General features: G+C 45.8%; 10 protein-coding genes. 4 read left to right on the top strand and 6 right to left on the bottom strand.

The window, feature by feature from the left end; genetic code table 11:
• Positions 1-12: 12 nt before the first annotated feature.
• Positions 13-819 carry a phosphatase PAP2 family protein gene (locus tag DF182_RS29285; protein ID WP_211327239.1) on the top strand — a complete coding sequence of 269 codons (807 nt, stop codon included), beginning with the start codon at positions 13-15 and terminating at the stop codon, positions 817-819.
• Positions 820-1,185: 366 nt separating this feature from the next.
• Positions 1,186-1,788 carry a hypothetical protein gene (locus DF182_RS29280; protein ID WP_113619301.1) on the top strand — a complete coding sequence of 201 codons (603 nt, stop codon included), beginning with the start codon at positions 1,186-1,188 and terminating at the stop codon, positions 1,786-1,788.
• Positions 1,789-1,844: 56 nt separating this feature from the next.
• Here the strand turns inward: DF182_RS29280 and DF182_RS29275 are convergent, their stop codons facing one another.
• Together DF182_RS29275 and DF182_RS29270 are read right to left on the bottom strand one after the other, a co-directional pair.
• Positions 1,845-2,501, bottom strand: a complete 657-nt coding sequence (locus DF182_RS29275) for a phosphatase PAP2 family protein (protein WP_113619300.1) — start codon at positions 2,499-2,501, stop codon at positions 1,845-1,847.
• A 3-nt stretch (positions 2,502-2,504) separates the two neighbouring features.
• A complete protein-coding gene (locus tag DF182_RS29270) occupies positions 2,505-2,945 on the bottom strand; it encodes a DinB family protein (protein ID WP_113619299.1) in 441 nt (146 codons plus the stop codon).
• A 255-nt stretch (positions 2,946-3,200) separates the two neighbouring features.
• Here DF182_RS29270 and DF182_RS29265 point away from each other — a divergent pair, with 255 nt between their 5' ends.
• Entirely contained in the window at positions 3,201-4,031 is an 831-nt protein-coding gene (locus DF182_RS29265; protein WP_113619298.1) for an ion transporter, read from the top strand.
• A 2-nt stretch (positions 4,032-4,033) separates the two neighbouring features.
• On the opposite strand, the gene DF182_RS29260 is transcribed toward DF182_RS29265, so the two are convergent.
• A complete protein-coding gene (locus DF182_RS29260; RefSeq protein ID WP_113619297.1) occupies positions 4,034-4,429 on the bottom strand; it encodes a hypothetical protein in 396 nt (131 codons plus the stop codon).
• A gap of 62 nt (positions 4,430-4,491) precedes the next feature.
• On the opposite strand from DF182_RS29260, the gene pncB reads away from it, so the two are divergent.
• Positions 4,492-5,658 (top strand): nicotinate phosphoribosyltransferase, encoded by a 1,167-nt coding sequence (gene pncB / locus DF182_RS29255; protein ID WP_113619296.1) that lies wholly within the window; start codon positions 4,492-4,494, stop codon positions 5,656-5,658.
• A gap of 163 nt (positions 5,659-5,821) precedes the next feature.
• On the opposite strand, the gene DF182_RS29250 is transcribed toward pncB, so the two are convergent.
• The 3 genes from DF182_RS29250 to DF182_RS29240 all read right to left on the bottom strand — a co-directional run bounded on the left by DF182_RS29250 (position 5,822) and on the right by DF182_RS29240 (position 23,610).
• The gene (locus DF182_RS29250; RefSeq protein ID WP_113619295.1) at positions 5,822-20,149 is read right to left on the bottom strand and encodes a non-ribosomal peptide synthetase; all 14,328 of its coding nucleotides are present in this window, start codon (positions 20,147-20,149) and stop codon (positions 5,822-5,824) included.
• 1,162 nt (positions 20,150-21,311) lie between these two features.
• Positions 21,312-22,112 carry a helix-turn-helix domain-containing protein gene (locus tag DF182_RS29245; RefSeq protein WP_113619294.1) on the bottom strand — a complete coding sequence of 267 codons (801 nt, stop codon included), beginning with the start codon at positions 22,110-22,112 and terminating at the stop codon, positions 21,312-21,314.
• Between the two features lie 82 nt (positions 22,113-22,194).
• Positions 22,195-23,610, bottom strand: a complete 1,416-nt coding sequence (locus DF182_RS29240) for an aldehyde dehydrogenase family protein (RefSeq protein WP_113619293.1) — start codon at positions 23,608-23,610, stop codon at positions 22,195-22,197.
• Positions 23,611-23,737: the final 127 nt, after the last annotated feature.

Raw genomic sequence — 23,737 nt, 5'->3', positions numbered from 1 at the left:
AAGGCGTGATGCATGAAAAAGATGATACTTACAACTGGCCTGGCCCTGGGTGCCATGACCAGCACTTTAAAAGCCCAGATGAAGGCAGATTCCCTCTCTCAAACCGATAAAGACACTTTTCACCTGACCGTAACACCGCCACCGGCTATTCGTAGTACCGCCGCGGGTCTGGTAGTACCGGCAGTGATGATTGGTTACGGTTTTGCAGCCCTGAACATGCATTCACTGGTAGATCTCAATCACTCCACCAGTAAAGAATTAATAGAACATAACCCTGATTTCCATACCAGTATTGACAACTATCTGCAATATGCACCGGTAGCTGCTGTGTATGCGCTGAATTTGGCAGGTGTCCATGGGAAACATAATTTCCGCGACCGTACTATTATCCTCGGAATTGCAGCCGTATTTACTGCCGGATCTGTAGAAGCAGTTAAACATATTACCCATGAAATGAGGCCTGATGGCAGCGATAATCTGTCTTTCCCATCCGGACATACTGCTACTGCATTCGCTTCCGCAGAATTTCTCCGGCAGGAATACAAAGATGTATCTCCCTGGTATGGCGTAGCGGGTTATGCTGCCGCTACTGCTACAGGAGCATTAAGAATGTACAATAATAAACACTGGTTCAGTGATGTGGTGGCCGGGGCAGGTTTTGGTATTCTGAGCACCAAAGCTGCTTATTGGGTATATCCATGGATACAACGTAAGTTGTTTAAGAACAGTACTAACGGTCATGCCGCTACGACAGTACTGCCTTATTACAATGCACAATGGCATAGTGCAGGATTAAGCGTAGTATTATTTCCCAGATAATACGCTGCCACAGATACTTTTCAGATAAATACTTCCACTAATGACATAACAGTCAAGCCTTCCGTTTATCGGAAGCAGGAAGCATTTTCTCAGGAAAAGATTGGGGTAAAACAGATATAGTCAAAAGAAAGCATAGCTTACAAACACCCTAAAAAATCGTCTGGCAAAGTTGGGGGATTCTTTCTGTATTTTTTGTGATTTAATTGTTAATCACTCTTACCGCCACCCACAAAAGCCTTTTTTGTTAATACAGCATCTGTAAATATGAAAATAGTATTATCACAATAATTGGATTAACATTGGATTTACAAATAGAGCGGCCGGTCATTAGTATATTTGAAACACACATTTAATCATGACCCATATATGTACTTTATCCTGGCCATCCTTACCTGTATAATAGGGTATGTCATCTATAAAGCCTGTACAGTCAGCTCCTCCGCACCGCCTGAGCAACAGTATACTCCTCCTGAAGGTGAAGATGCAGCTGCCCAAATTATGATTACCGGAATTGTCAACAGCTCATTTAGTATTTCCCGGTACCTGCGTAATCTCCGCAATACCTCCGCAGACCGTTTTATTACCGTTGCCATCCGTCAGGTAATCAGTACACAGGTAGGCACTACCACCCGTACCCGTCTCATTGAAAACCTGGGCCCCGGCGATGAATGCTGCCTCGGTCATGCAGATCATGTCATGGAAGGGCAAAACCAGATTTATATTGGCTACGAAGTACTATGGGCCCGTTATGTTGCCGCTCCGGCCAATTATAAACCCCATCGGCATATTCCCTCCACTCCTCCCTACAATGCTACTACGCTGGAATTCAAACCAGGTACAATGCCTCCCAACCACCTGATGAATGGAAGAATAAACGATTTAAATGGAGGATTGAATCCGGGGATGTTGTACCAAATCGCAACGATGATGTTCAATGATGGTGCTGATGCTCCTGATGAGCGGAAATAATGAAAGGTTGATGATATTATCAACCTTTCACATGAATCAAATATTATGATACTGCATTATCTCCCCTGATCAGGTACTCCAGTTACGTTGTTATTAATCACAGTGATCCAGAACATCGTCAGCAGAATGCCTTCAGTAGCGCCGGCAGTTACATCCTCCAGAAAGTGCTGACTCATATACATCCGCGAATAAGCTACCAAGGCTGCCAGCAGGAGGAATAACAAAGACCAGTATTTATTTTTAACATAGTAAGACAACACCGTGGCTGCAGTAAAAGCACATACGCTGTGTCCGGAAGGAAAACTCCTGAAATTATCCAGTACCTCTACGCCGGGAACAAAATAAATGTCGTGTAGCCGTTGGGCGAAGTAACGACGTGGTCTGGGAAACGACACCATAAACTTAAGTGCAAAGTTGACCATGGAGTTAAACACATAAGCTGCGGCCATCACAGTCCCCATTCTTCTATTGATGAAAAATAACAGCAGGGAGATCACTACACAGGCTGCGGTGCTGCCCAGTTCTGTAATACGAGGAAACAACCAGTCCCCCCAGCTGGTATGCAGCCGGTTAATGTAAAAATAAATGTCTTCCCGTCCATAGAAGCTGCGGAATACCAGCACCCCAGCCAACAATACAATAAAAGGCCATATCAGCATTCTGAGTTGCAGGTACACCTGCAGAAAACGCTGAGCAAAAGTAGATTGTGGCATGACTTACTGGGTTAACCGGCGATGGTAATTGATTTGTCCCAGATGATAGCCGAGGTGCGTACAAAGATGTACCAGGAAATGACCAGTGGAGGCTTCTCCCAACACCTTCTCCGGGTATATTTTTTCAAGGTCTTCGGCAGAAAGGCTCAGGATAACGGTAAGCACTGTACGTCGTGTAGTCCCCACCAGCACCAGCAGCTCCTCACGGGGTACATCTCGGGAGCTGAACTCCAGGTCTCTGTTCCGGACATACCCGGTATGACCCAGTATAGCACCGATAAAATGCTGCAGGTTGCCGCAGAGATGCAGGCAAAGGTTACCGCCTGAGTTCTTGATACCCTGAGGCACACGCCAGATGGCAGCTTCCGTTTCATAGGCTGCTATTTCGTCTTCGAGACGGCTAAGGTCTCGTTCAAATAAATTGATAAGTATTTCTGTAAGCATATAATAAAGATAAGCACTATTGATTAACGTAAAATTATTTCCAGCGTTGTGTACTCTTTTGCTATACTAGCACCAATAACGCCAACGGGTATACTTTTGCTGTTCCGGGCAGTCCCCATAGCTCCATAAAGTAAAATGCCGCCTTTCGCATGGATCTAACGAATGTACCGATATCTTCTGACACGGTTTTTGCTGTCGTGGGACGCGATAAACATTCATACGGATGTTTTTGTTTTATAATCATAATCTAGCAGGATGGCAAAACAGCAAAGCAGGACCCTTAGCCCTTTTCAACAACGATGGCACAATATTATTTTTGAGGCAAACACCCCTGCGGGAAAGGCATTTGATGTAGCGCTCCTGATAGGGATCTTGTTGAGTGTGGTAGTAGTAATGCTGGAAAGCGTGGTTACTGTACAACTACGTTATGAGCGACTCCTGACCTCGCTGGAATGGATATTCACCGCTCTTTTTACACTTGAATATCTATTTCGTGTCTGGTGCAGCTATCGCCCAGGCGCCTATATGAAAAGCTTTTATGGGGTGATAGACCTGTTGTGTATTCTGCCTACCTATGTGGAGTTTATTTTTGGCGGCGCCCATTTTCTGCTGACCATCCGCATTCTCAGGCTGCTGCGGATTTTCCGGATCTTCAAACTGGTACCTTTTCTGAATGAGAGCAGGCAACTGACACTGGCCCTCACACACAGCCGTAGAAAAATAACGGTCTTTCTTTTCTTTATTCTGCTGATGACAGTGGTGCTGGGCTCACTGATGTATGTGATTGAATCAGGACACAATTCCGGCTTTACCAGTATCCCCGTCAGTGTCTATTGGGCGGTGGTCACGCTTACTACGGTAGGCTACGGTGATATCGCTCCCATTACGCCGCTGGGACAGGCATTCTCCGCCATGATCATGATTATGGGTTATGCCATCATTGCGGTGCCTACGGGAATTGTAACGGTGGAAATGAGCAAACTGAAAGGAGAAGAGGAGGTAGACCAAAGAATATGTCCGCATTGCATGCGTGAAGGACACGATGCCAATGCGGACTATTGTAAATATTGCGGAACGAAATTATGATCTTATTGCAGAGAGAATAAGGGTTTCACGTCCATCATAGCTTTATGGTAGGCTGCTTCAAAAACCTCCCATTTACCGGTGATGGCAAAACGAACAGTACTGCCGTCCAGCAGTTCAAACACGGCCACCTTTTTATTGAAGCCCTGTTTGCCGCGGCTGAAGTTCGTAATATCTGTCAGTGGAAACTCTTTGGCTTTTTTAGTTCTGGTCAGTAACCAGCCAATAATACCAAACAGGAAAAACATTAACATGGGTTTACCTTCCATCACGATCCGTTCATTCGTCAGGCATAATGCGGCCTGTTCTGCTTTCCATTTGCTTTTGAGGTAAGAGCCGTTTACTTTGAACAAAACGGTTTCCTGTGGGTTAAGGGGGAATTTAACTTTGATCTGTTTCATTTTGAATGGATATGAATTAAGACCACAAAAATATAGTATAAATATTATAAAAACCGCAGGTTATGATATTAAACGCAATTCTGGATAACGACTTCTACAAATTTACCATGCAGCATTGTGTGGTAAAACTGTTTCCGAAGGCCCGTGCCCGTTATAAGTTTATCAATCGCGGTCAGCATGTATTTCCGCCGGGCTTCAACGTCTTGTTACGCCGGGCAGTGGATGAGATGTGCAACCTGCAGCTGACCCGGGAGGAAAAGGATTATCTGGCTGTCACCTGCCCCTATCTTGATCCTACCTATCTGGATTTCCTGCAGGGATACCGTTATCACCCGTCAGAAGTACATATTTCCCAACAGGGCGGAGAGCTCGAAGTACATGTAGACGGCTACTGGTACCGTACTATCCTGTGGGAAGTTCCGCTGATGTCACTGGTTTGTGAATTATACTATCAGGCTACCGGTCAGCAGCGTGTTACCGATGACGAGGTGATACAGATTACCCGCAGGAAAATTGAACGCTATAAAGACCTGAACATTACGATCGCGGATTTTGGTACGCGGCGGCGGCACTCGCTGGCAGTACATAAACTGGTTGTACAAATACTGCGGCAGTATGGAGACAAGACTTTCATCGGTACCAGCAATGTTCATCTGGCGATGCTTAACGGAGTGAAACCGGTAGGTACACATGCCCATGAATGGTTTATGTTCCATGCGGCCAAATACGGATTTAAAATGGCCAATATGCTGGGGCTGGAATATTGGGTACAGGTATATCGTGGCGATCTGGGCATAGCCTTATCTGATACTTATACAACACCTGTTTTCTTTGAACAGTTTGATAAGAAATTCGCTAAACTATTTGATGGCGTAAGGCATGACAGCGGTGACCCGCTACAGTTTGCCGACCAGACCATCCGGCACTATCAGGGAAAAGGCATAGACCCACTCTCCAAAACCATTATTTTCTCTGATGGGCTTGACTATAACAAAGTGGCTGCTATCGCGGCTTACTGTCGGGGACGTATAGGAATGTCATTTGGTATAGGCACCAATTTCACTAACGATGTGGGATTAACTCCGTTGAATATCGTGATTAAAATGTATGAGGCCAGGCCGGAAGATGCGCCCCGCTGGACGCCGGTAGTAAAGCTGTCTGATGAAAAAGGAAAATACACTGGTGATGAGAAAATGATTATGCTGGCAAAGGAAATGCTGCAGTTATAGCCCAGGACTATTGCAGCATGAGACTTCAATCCATTTTAGCCCACGAAAAGTTGAAAACTAAACGGCTTAAGTCCAATATAATATCGAACTCAAGCCGCTTAATAAATCAAAAAAGCCATCCAAACTTTGCACTACAAACAGATGGCAATTTAGCAGAGACCAGTTATACCTGGTGTAGCTGCTGTTTTCCAAGCTGCATCATACAGTGGTGAATCAACGTTTCCAGATGTTTGATATAAGCAGTACCCAATGCTTTAATCGTGGATTGCTGGAAATGATGGGTGCTGTAGAGCCAGTCTATTACCAGCTCTTCATCTGTCACCGCACTGTTAATAAAAATTTTGAACTGCATTGTATAACTTCCGATCATCTTCAGTTCAGACGATGTACCGGTTAAAGCAATCCATTTATGGCTGCTGCTGACATTGCCTATTTGTCCATGATAGTTGAAGATGATATCCCATGGGTCTTTGCCTATTAATCCGGCTTCTTTATTGATGTACTTCAATACGCCGAAGCCCAGGCCTTTATCAGGCACTTCATTCAGCTGTCGCTTTATAGTTTGGATGAGCATGCCGGTATCTTCTCCGGCGCTGGCATCCAGCAATACAGGCGACAAAGTGGTGAACCAGCCTGTGGTATGGCTGATGTCAATATCAGAACTAATGTCTTCACGGCCATGTTTTTCGAAGCCAACGGATACCTTATCACTGTCCATCCATTCGGAAAGGGTTAATGCCAGGGCACTTAACAACAAATCATTTACTTCTGTCTGGTATGCCTGCGCTACCTCATGCAATAGCTTGCGGGTAAGTGATACGTTGAGGCGTACACGGTGGGCCGTCATTTCATTGATTCGTACCAGACCTTCATAATGTTTGTCAGTAGGCAAAGGACAATATTGATCTGTTGCCCGCTGCCAGTAATCACGCTGTGATAATAAGCGTTCGGTTTGTCCATAATGCTGTAATGCATGGTACCATTCCCTGTAAGAACTGCTTTTCGAAACCATCGACACTTCTCTTCCCACAAGCAGGTCCCCCAGCAGACGATCCAGATCATCGAATATAATACTCCATGATACAATATCCACTCCTAAGTGGTGAATCGCCATCAGCAAGCGGTTGGAAGGAATCTTTTCCGGAGTCAGGAACAACACTGCACATACCAGCTTTCCATCTCTCATGCTGAGACTGTGTTTATATTTATCCTCCCAGAAAATAATCTCTGCGGCCAGATTGTCTTCTGATGCAGCGCGCAGGTCGACCACTTCAATCGTACCATTGTCATTACCATACCATTGCTGCCATTGGCCCGAACTGTTACTGTAGGCAAACCGCAGGCTGTCATGGAAACTTATCAGGTGTGTGATGGCAGCTGATAATATTTCCACGCTGATGGCTTTGTTAATCTCAACGGGCAGACTTTGAATAAAATGATCCGACACATTACTTTCATCCGAGAGGTACCATTGCTGTACCGGCAACAGTCCACATTCACCGCTCAGGTATCCCTGTTCGCCGGTGATGTGCTTAACTTCCTGACCAGCCAGCAAGGTGGCTAGCTCGGCAATTGTCTGATGCATGAACAGATCCTTTGGTTGCAGCACATAACCATAATGTTTGGCCCGGTTCACCACCTGAATGGTGATAATGGAATCCCCTCCCAGCTCAAAGAAATTGTTGTGTATGCCGATGCCCGATACCCCCAGCAGCTCCTGCCAGATAGTAACCAGGTGGCGCTCTGTTTCGTTGCGCGGCGCTTCCTGTGCAGCAGTTGCAATCTGCATGTCTTTAACAGCCTCCAGTAGTGCTTTTTTATCCACTTTCCCGCTGGAGGTTGTTGGTAATGACAACAGCTCTATCAGTTGTGCAGGCACCATATAATCCGGTAACCTTCCTCTGAGGAAATGGAAGATATTTTCTTTGTTGATGGTATCATTCCCCAGTACATAACCGATCAGCTGTTTATTGCCATTATCATCAGTTTTCACTAATACAACCGCTTTGCTGATCTCCTCATGCTCTTCCAGCACATTTTCTATCTCACCCAATTCAATACGATGGCCTCTTATTTTCACCTGTTCGTCTCTGCGTCCGAGGTATACCAGGTTGCCGTCTGGCAGCCAGCGGACCATATCACCTGTTTTATAAAGGCGACCTTCTCCGAATGGATTGGTAATAAAACGTTCATTCGTTAATGTTAGTCTGTTCAGATAACCACGGGCTACCTGTACACCCCCAATACAGAGTTCTCCTACTCCACCCAGCGGTACCAGGTCATTCCATTCATCCAGGACATATAATGGTACGTTCGCCACCGGTTGTCCTATTACCACCGTATTATCATCCAGTACCGGCCTGTCGGTCAAACTGGCACATACCGTGCCCTCCGTAGGCCCGTAAGCGTTAATTAACCGGATACCTTTTGATTGTATGTAGAGTGCCAGACTCCTGCTCAGCGGCTCCCCTGCCGACACGATGGTTTGCAGGCATCCCAGGTGGTCTTTCATCGCATTCAGATAAGAAGGCGGTAAAACAGCCACTGAAATAGTGTGCCTGTTGACCAGCGCCTCCAGCATGGCACCGGAAAGCAATGTTTCTTTCTCTGCCAGTACCAGACAGCCACCACTGAGTAAGGTGTTGAATATTTCGTAGCAGGCGGCATCAAAACCAACAGATGCAAACTGAAGGGTCTTCATACCTGGCTGCAGGCGCAGCTCTTCCTTCATGGCACGTGTCAGGTTCACCACACTGCCATGTTCCACCATTACGCCTTTAGGCGTGCCGGTAGAACCGGAAGTATAAATGAGATAGGCCATATGTCCGGCGGTAACCGCACTGTTTCGTAATAGTGATACCGGCATCCGTTGCAGGTGATCTGCCATAACATCTATCTCAATGATGCTGCGCTTATCATTCAAAGGCAAGCCGTTCCGGCAATTGCGACTGGTGATAATCATACTGGCCGAAGTATCTTCCAGTATATAGGCAATACGCTCCAGCGGATACTCCGTATCGACAGGCACATATGCACCTCCTGCTTTCAATATAGCCAGGATGGCGATAATCATTTCAGGAGAACGTTCCAGGAAAACCGGCACCAGCTTTTCCGTTGTTACACCTTCTACCCGTAAATAATGGGCCAGCTGGTTTACACGTTCATTCAGTTCCTGGTAGGTCATCTCTATATCTCCAAATGCCAGGGCAGCTGCATTCGGTGCTAGCGCCACCTGTTCTTCGAAGATATCCACGATCGTTTTATGGGCGTCTGCGGAGTAATCTCTACGTTTGCTGTTAAACGTTACCAGCAACTGATGACGCTCTTCCTGACCAAGCATATCCAGCTCGCGGAGCGGCTGCTTTGGTGCATTCACCACTGCTTCCAACAGATGATGATAATACTTCAGCAAACGGAGGATCGTTTCTTCTCTAAACAAATCTGTGCAATATTCTACATCTATCCGTAATCCATCTTCCGCTTCCTTCACAAAGAAACTCATATCAAAGAGGCTGGTGGTGGCTACATAAGACTCTTCAGATACCACTACCCCGGCCAAATCCAGTGCCGGCATCTTAGGGGTATTCTGCAACATAAATACCACCTGGAATAAAGGGTTCAGGCTAAGATCCCGTTTATCCAGTACCACTTCCACGACCCTATCAAAAGGCACATCCTGGTTCATATAGGCGTTCAGGGTAGTTTCCTTTACCTGTTGCAGGAAAAGATCGAAAGGCATATCTGCGTTGATACGGGACCTCATTACCAGTGTGTTCACAAAGAAGCCTATCATCTCTTCTGTTTCTTCCTGTGTTCTACCGGCAACACCACTTCCTACGGAGATGTCTTCCTGCCCACCATAACGATACAACAGTACCTTAAAGGCGGCAAGCATTGTCATGAAGAGCGTAGCGCCCTGTTGCTGGGAAAGATTATTTAACTTCTCAATTAATGTTTTATCAATGTTAAACTCCAGCATAGCTCCTCTGGTACTCAATACCGGAGGCCGTTCATAATCTGTAGGGAGACTCAGTTGCCCGCTACCGGCCAGTTGTTCTTTCCAGTATGCCAATTGTTTATCCAACAGGTTGCCGGTTACGTATTTCCGTTGCCATAGCGCATAGTCGGCGTATTGCAAAGGCAATGGTTTCAACTGAACAGATATATCCGCTGCATAGGAGTGATACAAGGTAACCAGTTCCTTTATCAGATTACCGATTGACCAGCCATCAGAAGCGATATGGTGAATAATGAGCACCAACATATGTTCTGTTGCATCCTGGCGAATGAGGTGTGCCCGTATCATATAATCTGCTGACAGATCAAAGGGCTGGCTTATCAGGGCTGCGATGCTTTCCTGTAATGCTACAGGCGTATCCATTGTATGCAGCTGCCAGTGGTCTTTATTCAATATATGCTGCCCTGCAATGCCGGTGATACTATTTATTTTTATGACAGTACGGAGCGCTTCATGGCGGGATATTATCGTTTGCAAAGCTGTTTCCAGCGCAGTGGCGTTTAAGTTGCCCTTCAACCGTAAACTGGCCACCATGTGATACTGCTGGCTACCCTGCAAGCGGTCAATGAACCATAAACGTTCCTGGCCGAAAGAGAGCGGGATATGGGAAGGTCTTTCAACAGCAGTGATAGGCGGCAACGACGATCCTTCCTCTCTATTTTGCAGCCGGGCCGCCAGTTGTGCAATGGTAGGATATAAGAAGAAATCCTTTACGGTCAGGTCTGCCTGCAACTGTTTGCGTATTGCAGATACAACACGGGTCGCCAGCAGAGAATGTCCTCCCAGTTCAAAGAAGTTATCTATAACGCCTACACGCTCTACACCCAGCAATCGTTGCCAGATTTCCGCCAATGCAATTTCTTCGGGTGTAACGGGCGCCTGGTAACCCACCTGGTACTTCTGCTCCATCTCTTCCCATTCACTCAGAAACTTACGGTCTGTTTTACCACTCGTAGTCAGCGGCAGATACTGCAGTGCAAAGAATGAAGATGGCACCATATATTCCGGCAGCCTTTTCTTCAGTGACTGTTGTATTTCCTTTTCCAGGACTGAACAAATATCCCCAAACAAAGGAATATTGGCTTTTACCATCTCCCTTGCATCATTATAAGGCTGCACGATAAAGCCGGTATATGGTGTGCGTTCCAGCAATACATTCATTTTCAGCGGATCATCGTGTAACAGGAAACGGCAATGATACCCCTTTGATTTTGCGGCTGATAATACTGCGTTTACGGCTATAGTTTCCTCATCGGGCGTTGCAATAGCAGCGGCCAGGTCCCGTACCTGAATTACCCGCTTATCATCCAGGGCTTGTGTCAGCAGCTGTTCTTTCCATAAACGTGGGTTAGGAACATCCTTCAGTGCGATAGTTGCTGTATTATTGTCCAGTTGTTCCTGAACAGCTGCGCTATTCCATGGCTGCCAACGAGGCTCCCATGTTTCCTTTTCAATACCAACATACATTATCACGGTATAGCGGTATAAGCTAAGCTCATTAATGAAGTCACCCTGTTTCCATAAGATCTCCATATGTGTGATCTCCGGATACTGCGCACGCAATTGGTAGAACCAGGCAGGAGAAAAACAAAGTTCTTCTTCTTTCAGCACTTCCAGGTCTGTATGCCAGATGAAGTCTCTAACAGCGGTACTATCCTGCATTCTGTTCAACTGCAAACGACGTTTGAAAGATGGCAGAAGGCGCATATCACGCACATCACCTATCACAATATGCCCCTTTCCTTTTAGCAACCCGATGGCCTTAGCAAACACATCAGACATATACGCGGCTCCCGGGAAATACTGAATAATAGAGTTCAGTATTACCAGATCGATTGTTTCAGATGCAGGCAACATTACCTCATGTGCCGCACAAACGTTTAGTTCAGTATCAGGATACTTGCGCAATTGTTTGTTGATATGATTTTGCAATTGACCAGTAGACACCGGGGAGAAGTCGGTTCCAATATATTTGCTGATATGGTTTGCCAGCTGGTAGTAGATCAATCCTGTTCCACAGCCTATTTCCAATACACGTTCAGGTTTCAGCGCCAGGATCACCCCAGAAATATCATTTAGCCACATCCGCATCTGATCGGCAGGGATTGCTCCACCAGTAAAGCTGTCATTCCATCCGGTGATATCGAATTCCGGGTCGGCTATTACGATATCTTCAGGTTTGGCGAAAGCCATTTCATACAACTCTTTCCAGTTGGCCACCTGATGCTCAAATAATTGCTGTTCCTTCAGCAATACCTGTGCAGGCTCGGGCACGTAATAGGCAGCCAGCCTTTTATCTCCGGATGGTTGTTGTCTTACTACCACGCAGCTGGCGGCAATATCATCCAGCGAATTCATAACCCGTTCTATCTCTCCTGGCTCAATACGATAACCACGGATCTTCACCTGATCATCTGCCCTGGAAATGTATAGGATATTTCCATCCGGCAGCCAGCGGCAAAGGTCACCGGTACGGTACCAGCGGCCACTTTGGCCCTTCAGCATCAAAAATTTCTCAGCCGTCAGCTGTTCATTGTTGATATATCCTGCAGAAACGCCATCTCCGCCTATATACAATTCACCGTCCACGCCAACAGGCACCAGTTCGCCATTCCGATCAAGGATGAGGGCTTTACTATTTGCCAGCGGGCGGCCGATAGGTACGGTAACAGCATTGGACTCCAGGCTGTCGATCGCATAACTGGTAGCATACACGGTCGTTTCCGTAGGCCCGTACACGTGTACAAGTTTACCAGGGCCGTATGCAGCCAGCGCCATTCTCACGTGAGATAAAGACACCTTTTCCCCACCAAACAATACTTTGCGCAATGGACGAAGACCCTCAATACTACTATCCACAAAATTGTTCAACAAAGCGGTAGTCATAAAACATACCGTAATCTGTTCTGCGTGTATGATAGATGATAATTCCAGTGCGTCGGAGGCAGCTGTATCGGGTATTATACACAAGCGGGCGCCATTGAGCAGGGTATTAAAAATATCGTAAGTTGATCCGTCAAATGCATAGTTGGACCACTGCAACACCCTGTCGTTCGACTGAATGGCAATTATACCCGGTTCAAATACCAGTTTCGTGATATTTTTATGGTTGACTGCAATGCCCTTAGGACGGCCGGTTGTACCGGAAGTATACATGATATTCACCAAAGCATCATGGGCTGTTTTAATACCAGTAGCTGCAGAGGAAAAACCCGTTGCACCAGCTATATCAATGCCTTCAGTTGCTGACAGTCCAACCGCTTCAAAGAGACTATTGTCTGTAAACAGTACTTTTGTAATGCCGGCATCTTGTATCATCATACGAATCCGGTCAGCCGGATAACCGATATGAAAAGGAACATAAGCAGCACCGGCTTTCAGTATTCCCCAGATAGCAACGATCATATCAAGACTACGATATGACAACAATCCTACTTTATCTCCGGGCTTTATACCTTCTGCCAGCAAGTAATGCGCTACCTGGTTAGCCCGTTCACTGAGTGAGCAGTAAGTGAGCAACTGTCCATTGAAAGAAACGGCAATTGCATCAGGTGTAGCTGCCACCTGGGATTCAAACAGTTCAACAACTGTTTTATCGGCGGGGTAAGGCACAGTCATACCGTTAAATGACAGTAACAGCTCTTCCTCCGCCTTTCCGATCATATTCAGGTCACTGATGCGCAAAGCCGGATTCCGGACAATAGAACGCAGCAATGCCACGTAATGGTCCAGCATTTTACGGATAGTCCTTTCCGTGAACAAGTCGACACAATATTCAAGCTCCACTATTGTTCCATATGGCTGTACACTGATTGACCAGAAGAGATCAAACAGGCTGGTGGTATGATTGATACGCTGTCTTTTGAGCATTACTTCACCCAGCCGTAACTCCGGAATATCGGGGATATTCTGTAATGCAAACATTACCTGGAATATAGGATTCTGGCCAACATCACGGGCGCCTACCACCGCTTCCACCACGCGTTCAAAAGGAACGTCCTGGTGCTCGTAGGCATCCAGCGTGGTCTGGCGCACCTGTTGTAAAAAGCTGTCAAACGCAGGATTACCACTCAGATCACTTCTCATCACCAGTGTATTTACGAAGAAACCTATCAGTGATTCCGTTTCCTCTTGCAATCTGCCTGCAATACCGCCACCTACAGCGATATCCTCCTGTCCGGTGTATCGATAGAGCAGCACTTTAAAAGCTGCCAGCAGCAACATATACAGGGTACTCTCGTTTTGCTGGGCCAGCGTTTCCAGCTGACGCGTTAATGTCCTGTCTATTCTGAAAGTGATCAGGTCTCCTCTGGTACTATTGATAACGGGACGTTCAAAGTTCGTAGGCAATTTCAGAGCAGGTATATCTTTGAGTTGATTTCTCCAATAATCCACCTTGTGTTCCAGCAGTTCGGAATTGAGGTAATCCCGCTGCCAGATGGCATAGTCGGCGTATTGTATGGGTAGCTCTTCCAATACCGGCGCCCGTTTTGAAATGTATGCATTATAGAGTTCCAGCAATTCTTTTACCATCACAGACAATGACCAGCCATCCGATGCAATATGGTGCATCATCACCAGCATTATATGTTCTTCGGGAGCAAGAGCAACCAAATACACACGTAACATATGGTCCTTTGACAAATCAAACGGAACAGCAATAAGGTCATTGATAAAGGCCTGCGGATCTTCCTGATAGAGGGATTTATCTAATACCGACAGCTTCCACTGATCTTTTTCCTGCACCTGCTGATAAGCTGATTCCCCTTCCTGTACAAAAACAGTACGAAGTACTTCATGCCTATTGACGATAGTACGCCATGCATATTCCAGTGCAGCAGGATTCAGGGCGCCTTTAAGGCTGAATGTTGCGGGCATATGGTACTGCACGCTGCCTTCCAGCTGATCGATGAACCACAAACGTTCCTGACTATACGATAGCGGAATGTGTTCCGGTCTGATGGCAACGGCAACAGATGGCAGTAATCCGCCTTTCTGTTGTTGCTCCAGATGGGCAGTCAGCCTTTCTACGGTTGGATGGGCAAACAGGTCTTTTACAGAAAGTTCTGTTTCCAGCTCTTTACGTACGGCTGATACCACACGAGTTGCCAACAGAGAGTGTCCCCCCAGTGTAAAGAAGTTATCCTGCGTGCTGATCCGCTCTACTCCTAGCAAACGTTGCCAGATGGCTGCCAGCTGACATTCTATCGGTGTAACAGGTTCCTGGTAGTTGTCAGCATGATCGTCTTGTACGTCTTTCAGGGTGCTTAACAGTTTACGGTCTGTCTTTCCGTTACTGGTTAAAGGCAACTGACTTAATGCAATCAATGCGGATGGCATCATATAATCAGGTAGCAGTTTCTGTAGTGACTGCCGGATATCTTTTTCATTGATGATACCGAATGCTGTTGCTGTGTCCACAACATAGTATCCTACCAGCTTATGCTCCCCTGTTGGAGATTGTTTCACCACCACGCAGCTGGCAGCAATGCCGTCCAGCGAATTCATGGCCCGCTCTATCTCTCCCGGTTCAATACGATAACCACGGACTTTCACCTGATCATCCGCCCTGGAGGTATATAGGATATTCCCATCCGGCAGCCAGCGACAAAGATCACCGGTACGGTACCAGCGGCCACTTTGGCCTTTCAGCATCATAAACTTCTCAAGTGTCAGCTGTTCATTGTTGATGTATCCTGCAGAAACACCATCCCCTCCTATATACAATTCCCCATCCACGCCAACAGGCACCAGTTCTCCATTCTGATCAAGGATAAGCGCTTTACTATTGGCCAGCGGGCGGCCGATAGGAACCGTAACAGCATGGATATCCAGGCTGTTAATCGGATAGCTGGTAGCATACACAGTCGTTTCCGTAGGCCCGTACACATGTACAAGCTTATCAGGACCATATGCTTCCAGCGCCTTTCTCACGTGATACAAAGACACCTTTTCCCCGCCAAACAATACTTTACGCAACGGGCGAAGACCGTCGATACTACTGTCTACAAAAGTGTTGAACAGGGCGGTTGTCATGAAACATACCGTGATCTGCTCTTTATGTATAATAGATGATAACTCCAGAGCATCGGAGGCAGCCGTATCCTGTATCATACATAAACGGGCACCCCTCAGCAGCGTATTGAATATATCGTAAGTAGATCCGTCGAATGCATAGTTGGACCATTGCAACACATGATCATCCGGCTGAATGGCAATTACACCCGGTTCAAATACCAGCTTCGTGATATTTTTATGATTGACGGCAATTCCTTTAGGACGGCCGGTTGTACCGGAAGTGTACATGATATTTACCAAAGCATCAGGATTGGCTTTAATGCCAGTAGCCGCTGTAGCAAAACCTTTTGCACCGGCGATATCAATGCCTTCAGCCGCCAGCAAGCCCATAGCTTCAAAGAGTGTGTTGTCTGTAAACAGGACTTTTGAAATACCGGCATCCTCTATCATCATACGGATACGGGCACCCGGGTAGCCGGTATGGAAAGGAACATAGGCAGCACCGGCTTTAAGAACGCCCCAGATAGCCACGATCATCTCAAGGCCACGATAAGACAACAGTCCCACTTTATCTCCGGGCTTTATACCTTCTGCCAGCAAGTAATGTGCTACCTGATTGGCCTGCTCATTGAGTGAGTGGTAAGTGAGCTGTTTTCCATTGAAGGAAACGGCAATTGCGTTCGGAGTAGCCAGTACCTGGGATTCAAATAATTCCACTACGGTTTTATGTGCCGGATAATCATGGTATGTGGCATTGAAGGACTGCAGCTGCTGCGTTTGCTCTGTTTCACTCAAAAGCTTAATTTCATGTAGCGGCAAAGATGGCTGGCTCACCACCTCACTGAGTATGGCCACGTAATGCTGTACCATCTGCCGGATAGTAGCCTCCCGGAAAAGGTCCGTGGAATATTCCACCATTAAGGATATACCATCAGGAAACTCCTGCGTAGTAAGGGTAATATCAGCGATGCTGGTTTGACGTACCACCGGTTCGTAGTCCACCTGCACATCCCCGAGACGGATATCAGCGGCACTGGGTATATTCTGCACCGAAAACATCACATGGAGCAATGGATTATCGCCCCTGTTCCCGCTGCCGGCACCTGCCTCTGTTACTTTATTTAAAGGTACATCCTGATACTCATGAGCATCCAGGAGTGTACTGCTGACTCTTTTTAACAGTTCACTGAATGAGGGACTGCCGCTCAGGTCTGAGCGAAGTACCAGTGTATTGGCAAAGAAGCCTAACAATGGCTCTACTTCCCGTTCTGTTCTTCCGGCGATGGCACATGCCACTACGATGTCTTCCAGACCACTATAGCGGGACAATAATACCTTGTAGGCCGCGAGCAACGTGGTGGACAGCGTCACTCCCTGCTGGCGGGATAATTCCCGTATCTGGGCAGACAATGTTTTATCTATCTGTAATTCAGTTGCCGCACCACGGGTGCTTCTATTTAAAGGCCGTTCAAAGTCCGTTGGCAGCAGCAGTGGTGTTGCTCCTTTCAGTCTGTTTTTCCAGTAAGCTTCTTTTTCATTCAGTAGCGCTCCTTTCAGGTAATGATGTTGCCAGATAGCATAATCCTTATATTGTATACTCAGCGATGGCAAGGGCGCAGTGCGGTTTTCCCCGTATGAATTGTATAAAACGGTGAGTTCATTGAACAATACACCTGCCGACCAGCCATCGAATACGATGTGATGTATCGCCAGCACCAACACATATTCCATATCAGTGATACGGATAAGCGATGCGCGGAGCAGGTTATCCTTAGCCAGATTAAAAGGGGTATATATAAACCCGGATATAAATGCCTGCAGTCTGGCAGGATCAGCTTTCAGCAACGGATCATCGATAGTGGTCATCTGCCACTGGTAGTTGTCCGGAATACGCTGATACGGCTGCCCATCGGCTTGTTCTATGACAGTACGCAGCACTTCATGACGACCCACAATCTGCTCCAGCGCATGTAACAGGGCAGTGTTGTCCAGATTGCCTTTCAGTCTTAGTACAACCGGGAGGTTATATTGTACGCTGCCTTCCAGTTGATCTATAAACCACAAACGCTCCTGATTAGACGACAAGGGAATGTTGGCAGGTACAGGCTGCCGGCCAATACCGGCCGCCGCCGCTTTTCCACTGCGCACCGACGATGCAGGTGCCGGATCAGTCAACTGACCGTTCATTTTCCCATGCAAACCATTTACAGATTTGCCATGGGATGCTTCTACCGAAGCAGGAAGCGAGGGAACCGGTTCGGGGGTGACAGTCACCGGTGCGCTACCACTCAGTTGCTGCTGCATCATCAACAACTGCAGTTGCTGCGCCATAACATTAACCTGACTTTGTAACAGCTGTAAGATCTCTGAAGTGATGCCTGATGCCTTTCCGTTAACAGCTGGATACAAAGATGTTTCAGGAGTAGTTGACGAAGTTTCCCGGGCCACTGCCGGCGCTGCATCTGGTATTGGTGCAGGCTCAGTAATAGCTATATGAGCAGCAATATAATCTGCTATCTGTGCAACCGTGTCTAATTCTTCAAACAACTCTCTCATGGAAAGGCTCAGTCCATATTCGCTCTCTATATGCTTTATCATACTGGTAAGCACCAATGAATCAGCACCCAGTAAGATCAATGAGGTATTAATATTGATGCTTGCCGGCGCTATTTTCAGTGACTCGCCTAACATATTCACGAGGAAGGTGATAATAAGGGTCTGATCAGTTATTGCTGCTGTTGTTTTATTATCATTCACTGCAGCTAAGGCTGCAATGTCTTTATCATAAACACCCAGACGGTATTCTTCAGAAAAAAGATAACGTTTTACCTTTCCGCTGGTTGTTTTAGCTATTTTACGGACAGGCAGCACATGTTTTACTACCAGTCCGAGTCTGGTGGCAACAAAATGTTTGATGGACTTTGCCAGCGGTGCAAACTTTTCTATGCCCAGTTTGTACAAGACAAATATTACGATATCTTCGGATGATTCATCTTCCTTTGGCACGCCACAAGCCAGCACCTTTCCGGTTGCAATGCCATCCATCGTTTCCAGCATCTGTTCAATATCATGCGGATAAACATTCTGCCCGTTCACAATAATGATATCCTTCACTCTTCCTACCGCATACAAACAGCCGTTCAGCATAAAGCCGGTATCACCGGTGTTGAGCCAGCCTTCTTTAATAACAGCATTAGTGGCGGCTTCATTATTGTAATACCGCTGCGTAACACTTGGCCCATACACCCATATAATACCGATGCCACCTTCCTGTAGGATCTCTCCTTTTTCATCGGTGATTTTAATATCGGTATTGGCAATCTGCCTGCCTACATTAACGATCTCCATATTATCTGCAGTACGCTGCTGTTCCAGCATACCGGGTTCAGAGATGTAACGTCCTATCGTGATGGCTTCCCTGCGGACAAAAACACTTTCCAGCAATGCACCGGCGGGAGCAAAAGTAACGATGAGGGTACTTTCAGCAAGTCCATAGGCTGGTCGCATCGCAGCAGGCATCAATCCGTATTTTGATAAGGTGTTCAGGAAGGTACGGCATAGTGTACCTGAGATAGGCTCTGCAGCGTTGAGGATCACCTGTAAACAGGACAGGTCAAGGCCTTCCGCTTTATCATCGGAAAATTTATCGAGGTAATATTTAAAGCCAAAGTTGGGCGAACTGGTTATAGTGACACGGTGTTCCGACACTTTCTGCAGCCATAACAAAGGATGTCGGATAAACAGGTCCGTTGGCATCAGGAAATGCTGCGCACCAATGGCAATCGGATACAGGTGCAGGAAGATCAACCCCAGATCGTGTGTAAGCGGCATCCAGCTCAGACGACGGTCTGTTATATTGTCGTGAGTAGGCAGCGCAGAAAAGATATTAGCGATCAGATTACTGTGTTTCAGCACTACCCCTTTCGGATTACCTGTGGAACCCGATGAAAACTGGATAAATGCAATATCATCTGTAGTAGCAGGATATACGATGCCGGCAACACTGTTTACCGGTGCATCTTCTGTAAACAAAGTGCTGTCAGCGAAAGGTATTTCATCAGGAGATTTTTTCTGATGCATCTTTTCGTAGGATGCCCTGCTGGTAAGCAGATAAGGATGATGGAGCAGTTGCCATATCCTGAACAATTTTTGGGCATTTTCACCCTGATAAGTAACAGCTACCGGCACAGGTATTATCCCTCCCAGGATACATGCCCAGAAAAACTGTATAAATGTTTTGTTGTCTTCTATCTGTAAGACCACTTCATTTCCGGGCTTCACACCCTTCTCCTGGAGGTAAGCCAGCAATGATCTGGCACTGACATAAAGCTGGTGATAAGACAGGAATTCTTCTTTACTGGCGCCTGAAATAAAGGTAATTCCTTTATCCAGGTTATCTTTTTGTGCTATCAGTAGTGCTGATAGCGTTGTCTGAGGGAACGATACATTTGTCATATATACAGGCTATTTTATTTACTATCGATACCGGGATTAACCATACGGGGGTTACCGGTATATTGATTCAATTTATTTTCGTATATGCGTTACATTTATATTATTATACAAACAGCGGCATTGCATATGCAGGGTCATTTTTATGCATAGCAAAGCAATTCCGGTTAACTAGCAGTGTTAGCCAGGTTTGTATTCAGTGCGGATATTTTTGGACAAAATGCTACACGCATCACCTGTACCGGAGTACAGTCAATGTGCGGATCATAAATGGAAGTGGGTAAAGCGTGCTATTTTAAAACAGTACAAATAGCTCCGGAGTTTCTTCCGGTTGATTTCATAAACGGTACTTACAAATGGTTTCCTTGTATTTTGAGTGGTTTCATAAATTAATAAGGGTTCTTTAAAAGAGGTACTTTTTTTTCACTAATGGAATCGGGCAATCTAAATACGCTACACTAATAATAGGAATGCCAATCAGGGGGGTATTGTTGGCAACAAAAAGAAACGCTTATTTATTCTGGTGGTCCAACCAGTTTAGGTGTATAATTAATAACAAACCATCACTTAAAAAGGGTATTAATGAATTACAGACAATCACTGCACTTTCGTTATCTCACAAACAAAAACCGTTTCATTTGGGAAACTGACATATTACATGTTAAGTGAGCATAGCATAGTCTGGTTTCATAGGAACATCTCTTCTGGAATCCTCTCAAAGTGACATCAGTTCACTGCATTAAAAAATTTGTACGGGTAAAATAAGCAAATAAATATGAAATGACCAAAACTCTTAGACGAAAGGAAACAACATTTCGCTTTTATATACACGATGCTTAAAATAGTTAGAAATAGAAACAACAAACACATTGTATCTTTAGAAAAATAAAAGCTTAATATGTATTCTTCTAAAGAAAACAATCAATAGCAGTGTGCTATTGATTGTTTATAACATCAAAGGAAAAAAGAAAAAGTAAATAGTGCCACACCTCTTTATTACCGTTTTTTACCCGGGAACCAACTAGCTTTCCCTTCGATACTTTTCCTTACAGCAGAAAATGGCAGTATTTACTTAGATGAAATCATGACCATAACAATGGTTAGTATACCAGGAGAGATCTATACTTATCATGATAATTCAGACACTCCTACAATTTAACGTTGTTCACGCTTTTAATAATTCTGAAGGTGACTGGCCGAACAGTTTCTTGAAGGCAAAAGAAAAATGCGATAAATCCTCGAAGCCCAGATCCAGATAGATATCATTAGGGCGTTGTCGTTTTTGAGTGATCAGGAAATAGGCTTCCTGCAAACGGCGTTGCTGCAGCCAGCTGCGGGGTGATGCCTGAAATATCTTCTGAAAATCCCGTTTAAAAGTGGCCAGGCTACGACCGGTAAGATAGGCAAAACGTTCCAGCCTCACATTGAAGTGATAATTCTTCTGCATAAATTCTTCGAGATTAATTTTATGCGGCTCCGAAAAATCAAACAATACGCTTTTTAAATCCTGGCGATGAACAAACAATAACATAAGCGCCTCCCGCTGTTTTAGTTCCAGCAATTGGGGGGCCTTGTTTTCCAATAGCTCCTGATATTGCAGCAGTGATTCCATAAAATAGCGCAGGTGCTGCACTCCAGACAGATCTATAAATGCCGGCGTTTTTAGTTTTTCTTCCAGCTGAAACCCTTCCTGTGCACTGACCTGTTTGAGTAATTCTTCATCAAACTGCATGGACAAGGATTTGAATTCTTCATTTTCCGTTGGATTCTTTACAAACTTCAGCAGGTGATTTTTTCTCACAAGACATACATCCCCTTTTCCCAACACTCTTCGTTCGGTTCCATCATTCAGTTCCATTTCTCCCGAAATAATCATCAGCAAACTGTGATGTAAAACAAACTGCTCACCCTCCCTAAACGCGGTAAGGTGACAGGAATAGTTGATATAGTTATTATTTTCAGTCATACAATTTGCTGATCTTATAAAAACATTGCCCAAGTGAGAACCCAGGCAATGTTCAAAAATATAAAACTTTTTAACTTGCCGCTTATATCAGGATAGATTTGGGTTCCAGGTATTCTTCCAATCCATACGCGCCAAACTCTCTTCCTAGTCCGGACTGTTTGAAACCGCCAAACGGCGCCATAGGGTCATGTTTGAATCCATTGATGCAAACCCTTCCGGCATCGATCCGGGAAGCGACATGCAGCGCCCGGTCCTGGTCTGCAGAAGTAATATAGGCCGCCAACCCATAAGTGGTATCATTGGCAATAGCAATGGCATCCTCCTCATTTTCGTATGGAATAATAGACAACACCGGACCGAAAATTTCTTCCTGCGCAATACGCATATCGTTCCGGACATTGGTAAAGATGGTTGCTTTAACGAAATTCCCGTTTTCAAGACCTTCCGGTTTACCCATGCCGCCTGCCAGCAGGGTTGCCCCTTCGTTCAAACCAACCTGGATATAGCTTTGCACCCGTTCGAACTGTTTTTCGGACACCATCGGACCTACATTGGTGGTTTCATTACCAGGATCGCCTACTACTACCTGTGCTGCAGCGGCCTTAGCTATCTGATTTACTGCTTCCAGTTTTGCTTTGGGCACGAGCAAACGTGTAGGTGCGATACAGGCCTGTCCGCTATTCATGTAAGCCCCGAATACCGCCTGTGGAATCGCCTGTTCAAGATCAGCATCATCCAGGATAATATTGGGTGATTTACCGCCCAGCTCCAGCGTTACCCGTTTTATGGTGTCTACTGCTGACCTGGCAATCTGTTTTCCGGTGACTGTAGAGCCGGTGAAAGATATTTTAGCAATGTCCGGATGGTTCGTGATAGCGTTTCCTACCACGTTTCCCAGGCCGTTCACCATATTGTAAAGGCCTTTGGGTAAACCCGCTTCATGAAAACATTCGGTGAGCAGCTGTGTTTGCAGTGCACTCATTTCACTTGGTTTTACCACCACCGTACAACCTGCTGCTATAGCCGTTGCCAGCTTACTGCAAATAAAACTGTTGCTGGAATTCCAGGGTGTGATGATACCTACCACACCTACCGGCGTCAACTGTACCAACGTATTTCCGGCCTTCCGCTGGAATTCAAAATCGCGAAGCGTATCCGTCATATTATCAAAAGCAGCAATAGCATTTTGTATGCTCATCCTGCAGAACTGACGGGTACCACCATATTCGAGGATCATTACTTCCACCAGTTCATCTTCCCTTTTGCTCACCGCATCTTTTAATTTTTTCAGTATCTCAATGCGTTCTGCTACACTTGTTTGGGAAAATGATGAGAATGCAGCTTTAGCTGCGGCAATTGCCCTTTGGGTATCCGTTTCATCGCCCAGGGTCACTTCACCGATCTTCTGGTGACCAGTCGGACTAATCAGATCAAAAACCTGTGTTCCGTTGAGCGCTACAAACGCACCATTGATGTAACCTTTAGTTATACTTTGCATATTCTTTCTGTTTTTTTACAATACAAAGTTCCGGTAACCAGAAAATATTTATTTTGTTGTATAGCTCAAATATGCTTTGTTGTATGGCTCAATAAAGATGCCCGTCTTTTCTTTCTTACTGTATGGA

It is taken from the genome of Chitinophaga flava (assembly GCF_003308995.1).
In the GTDB taxonomy this organism is placed as follows: domain Bacteria; phylum Bacteroidota; class Bacteroidia; order Chitinophagales; family Chitinophagaceae; genus Chitinophaga; species Chitinophaga flava.
This window is presented reverse-complemented; position numbering and strand designations above follow the sequence as displayed.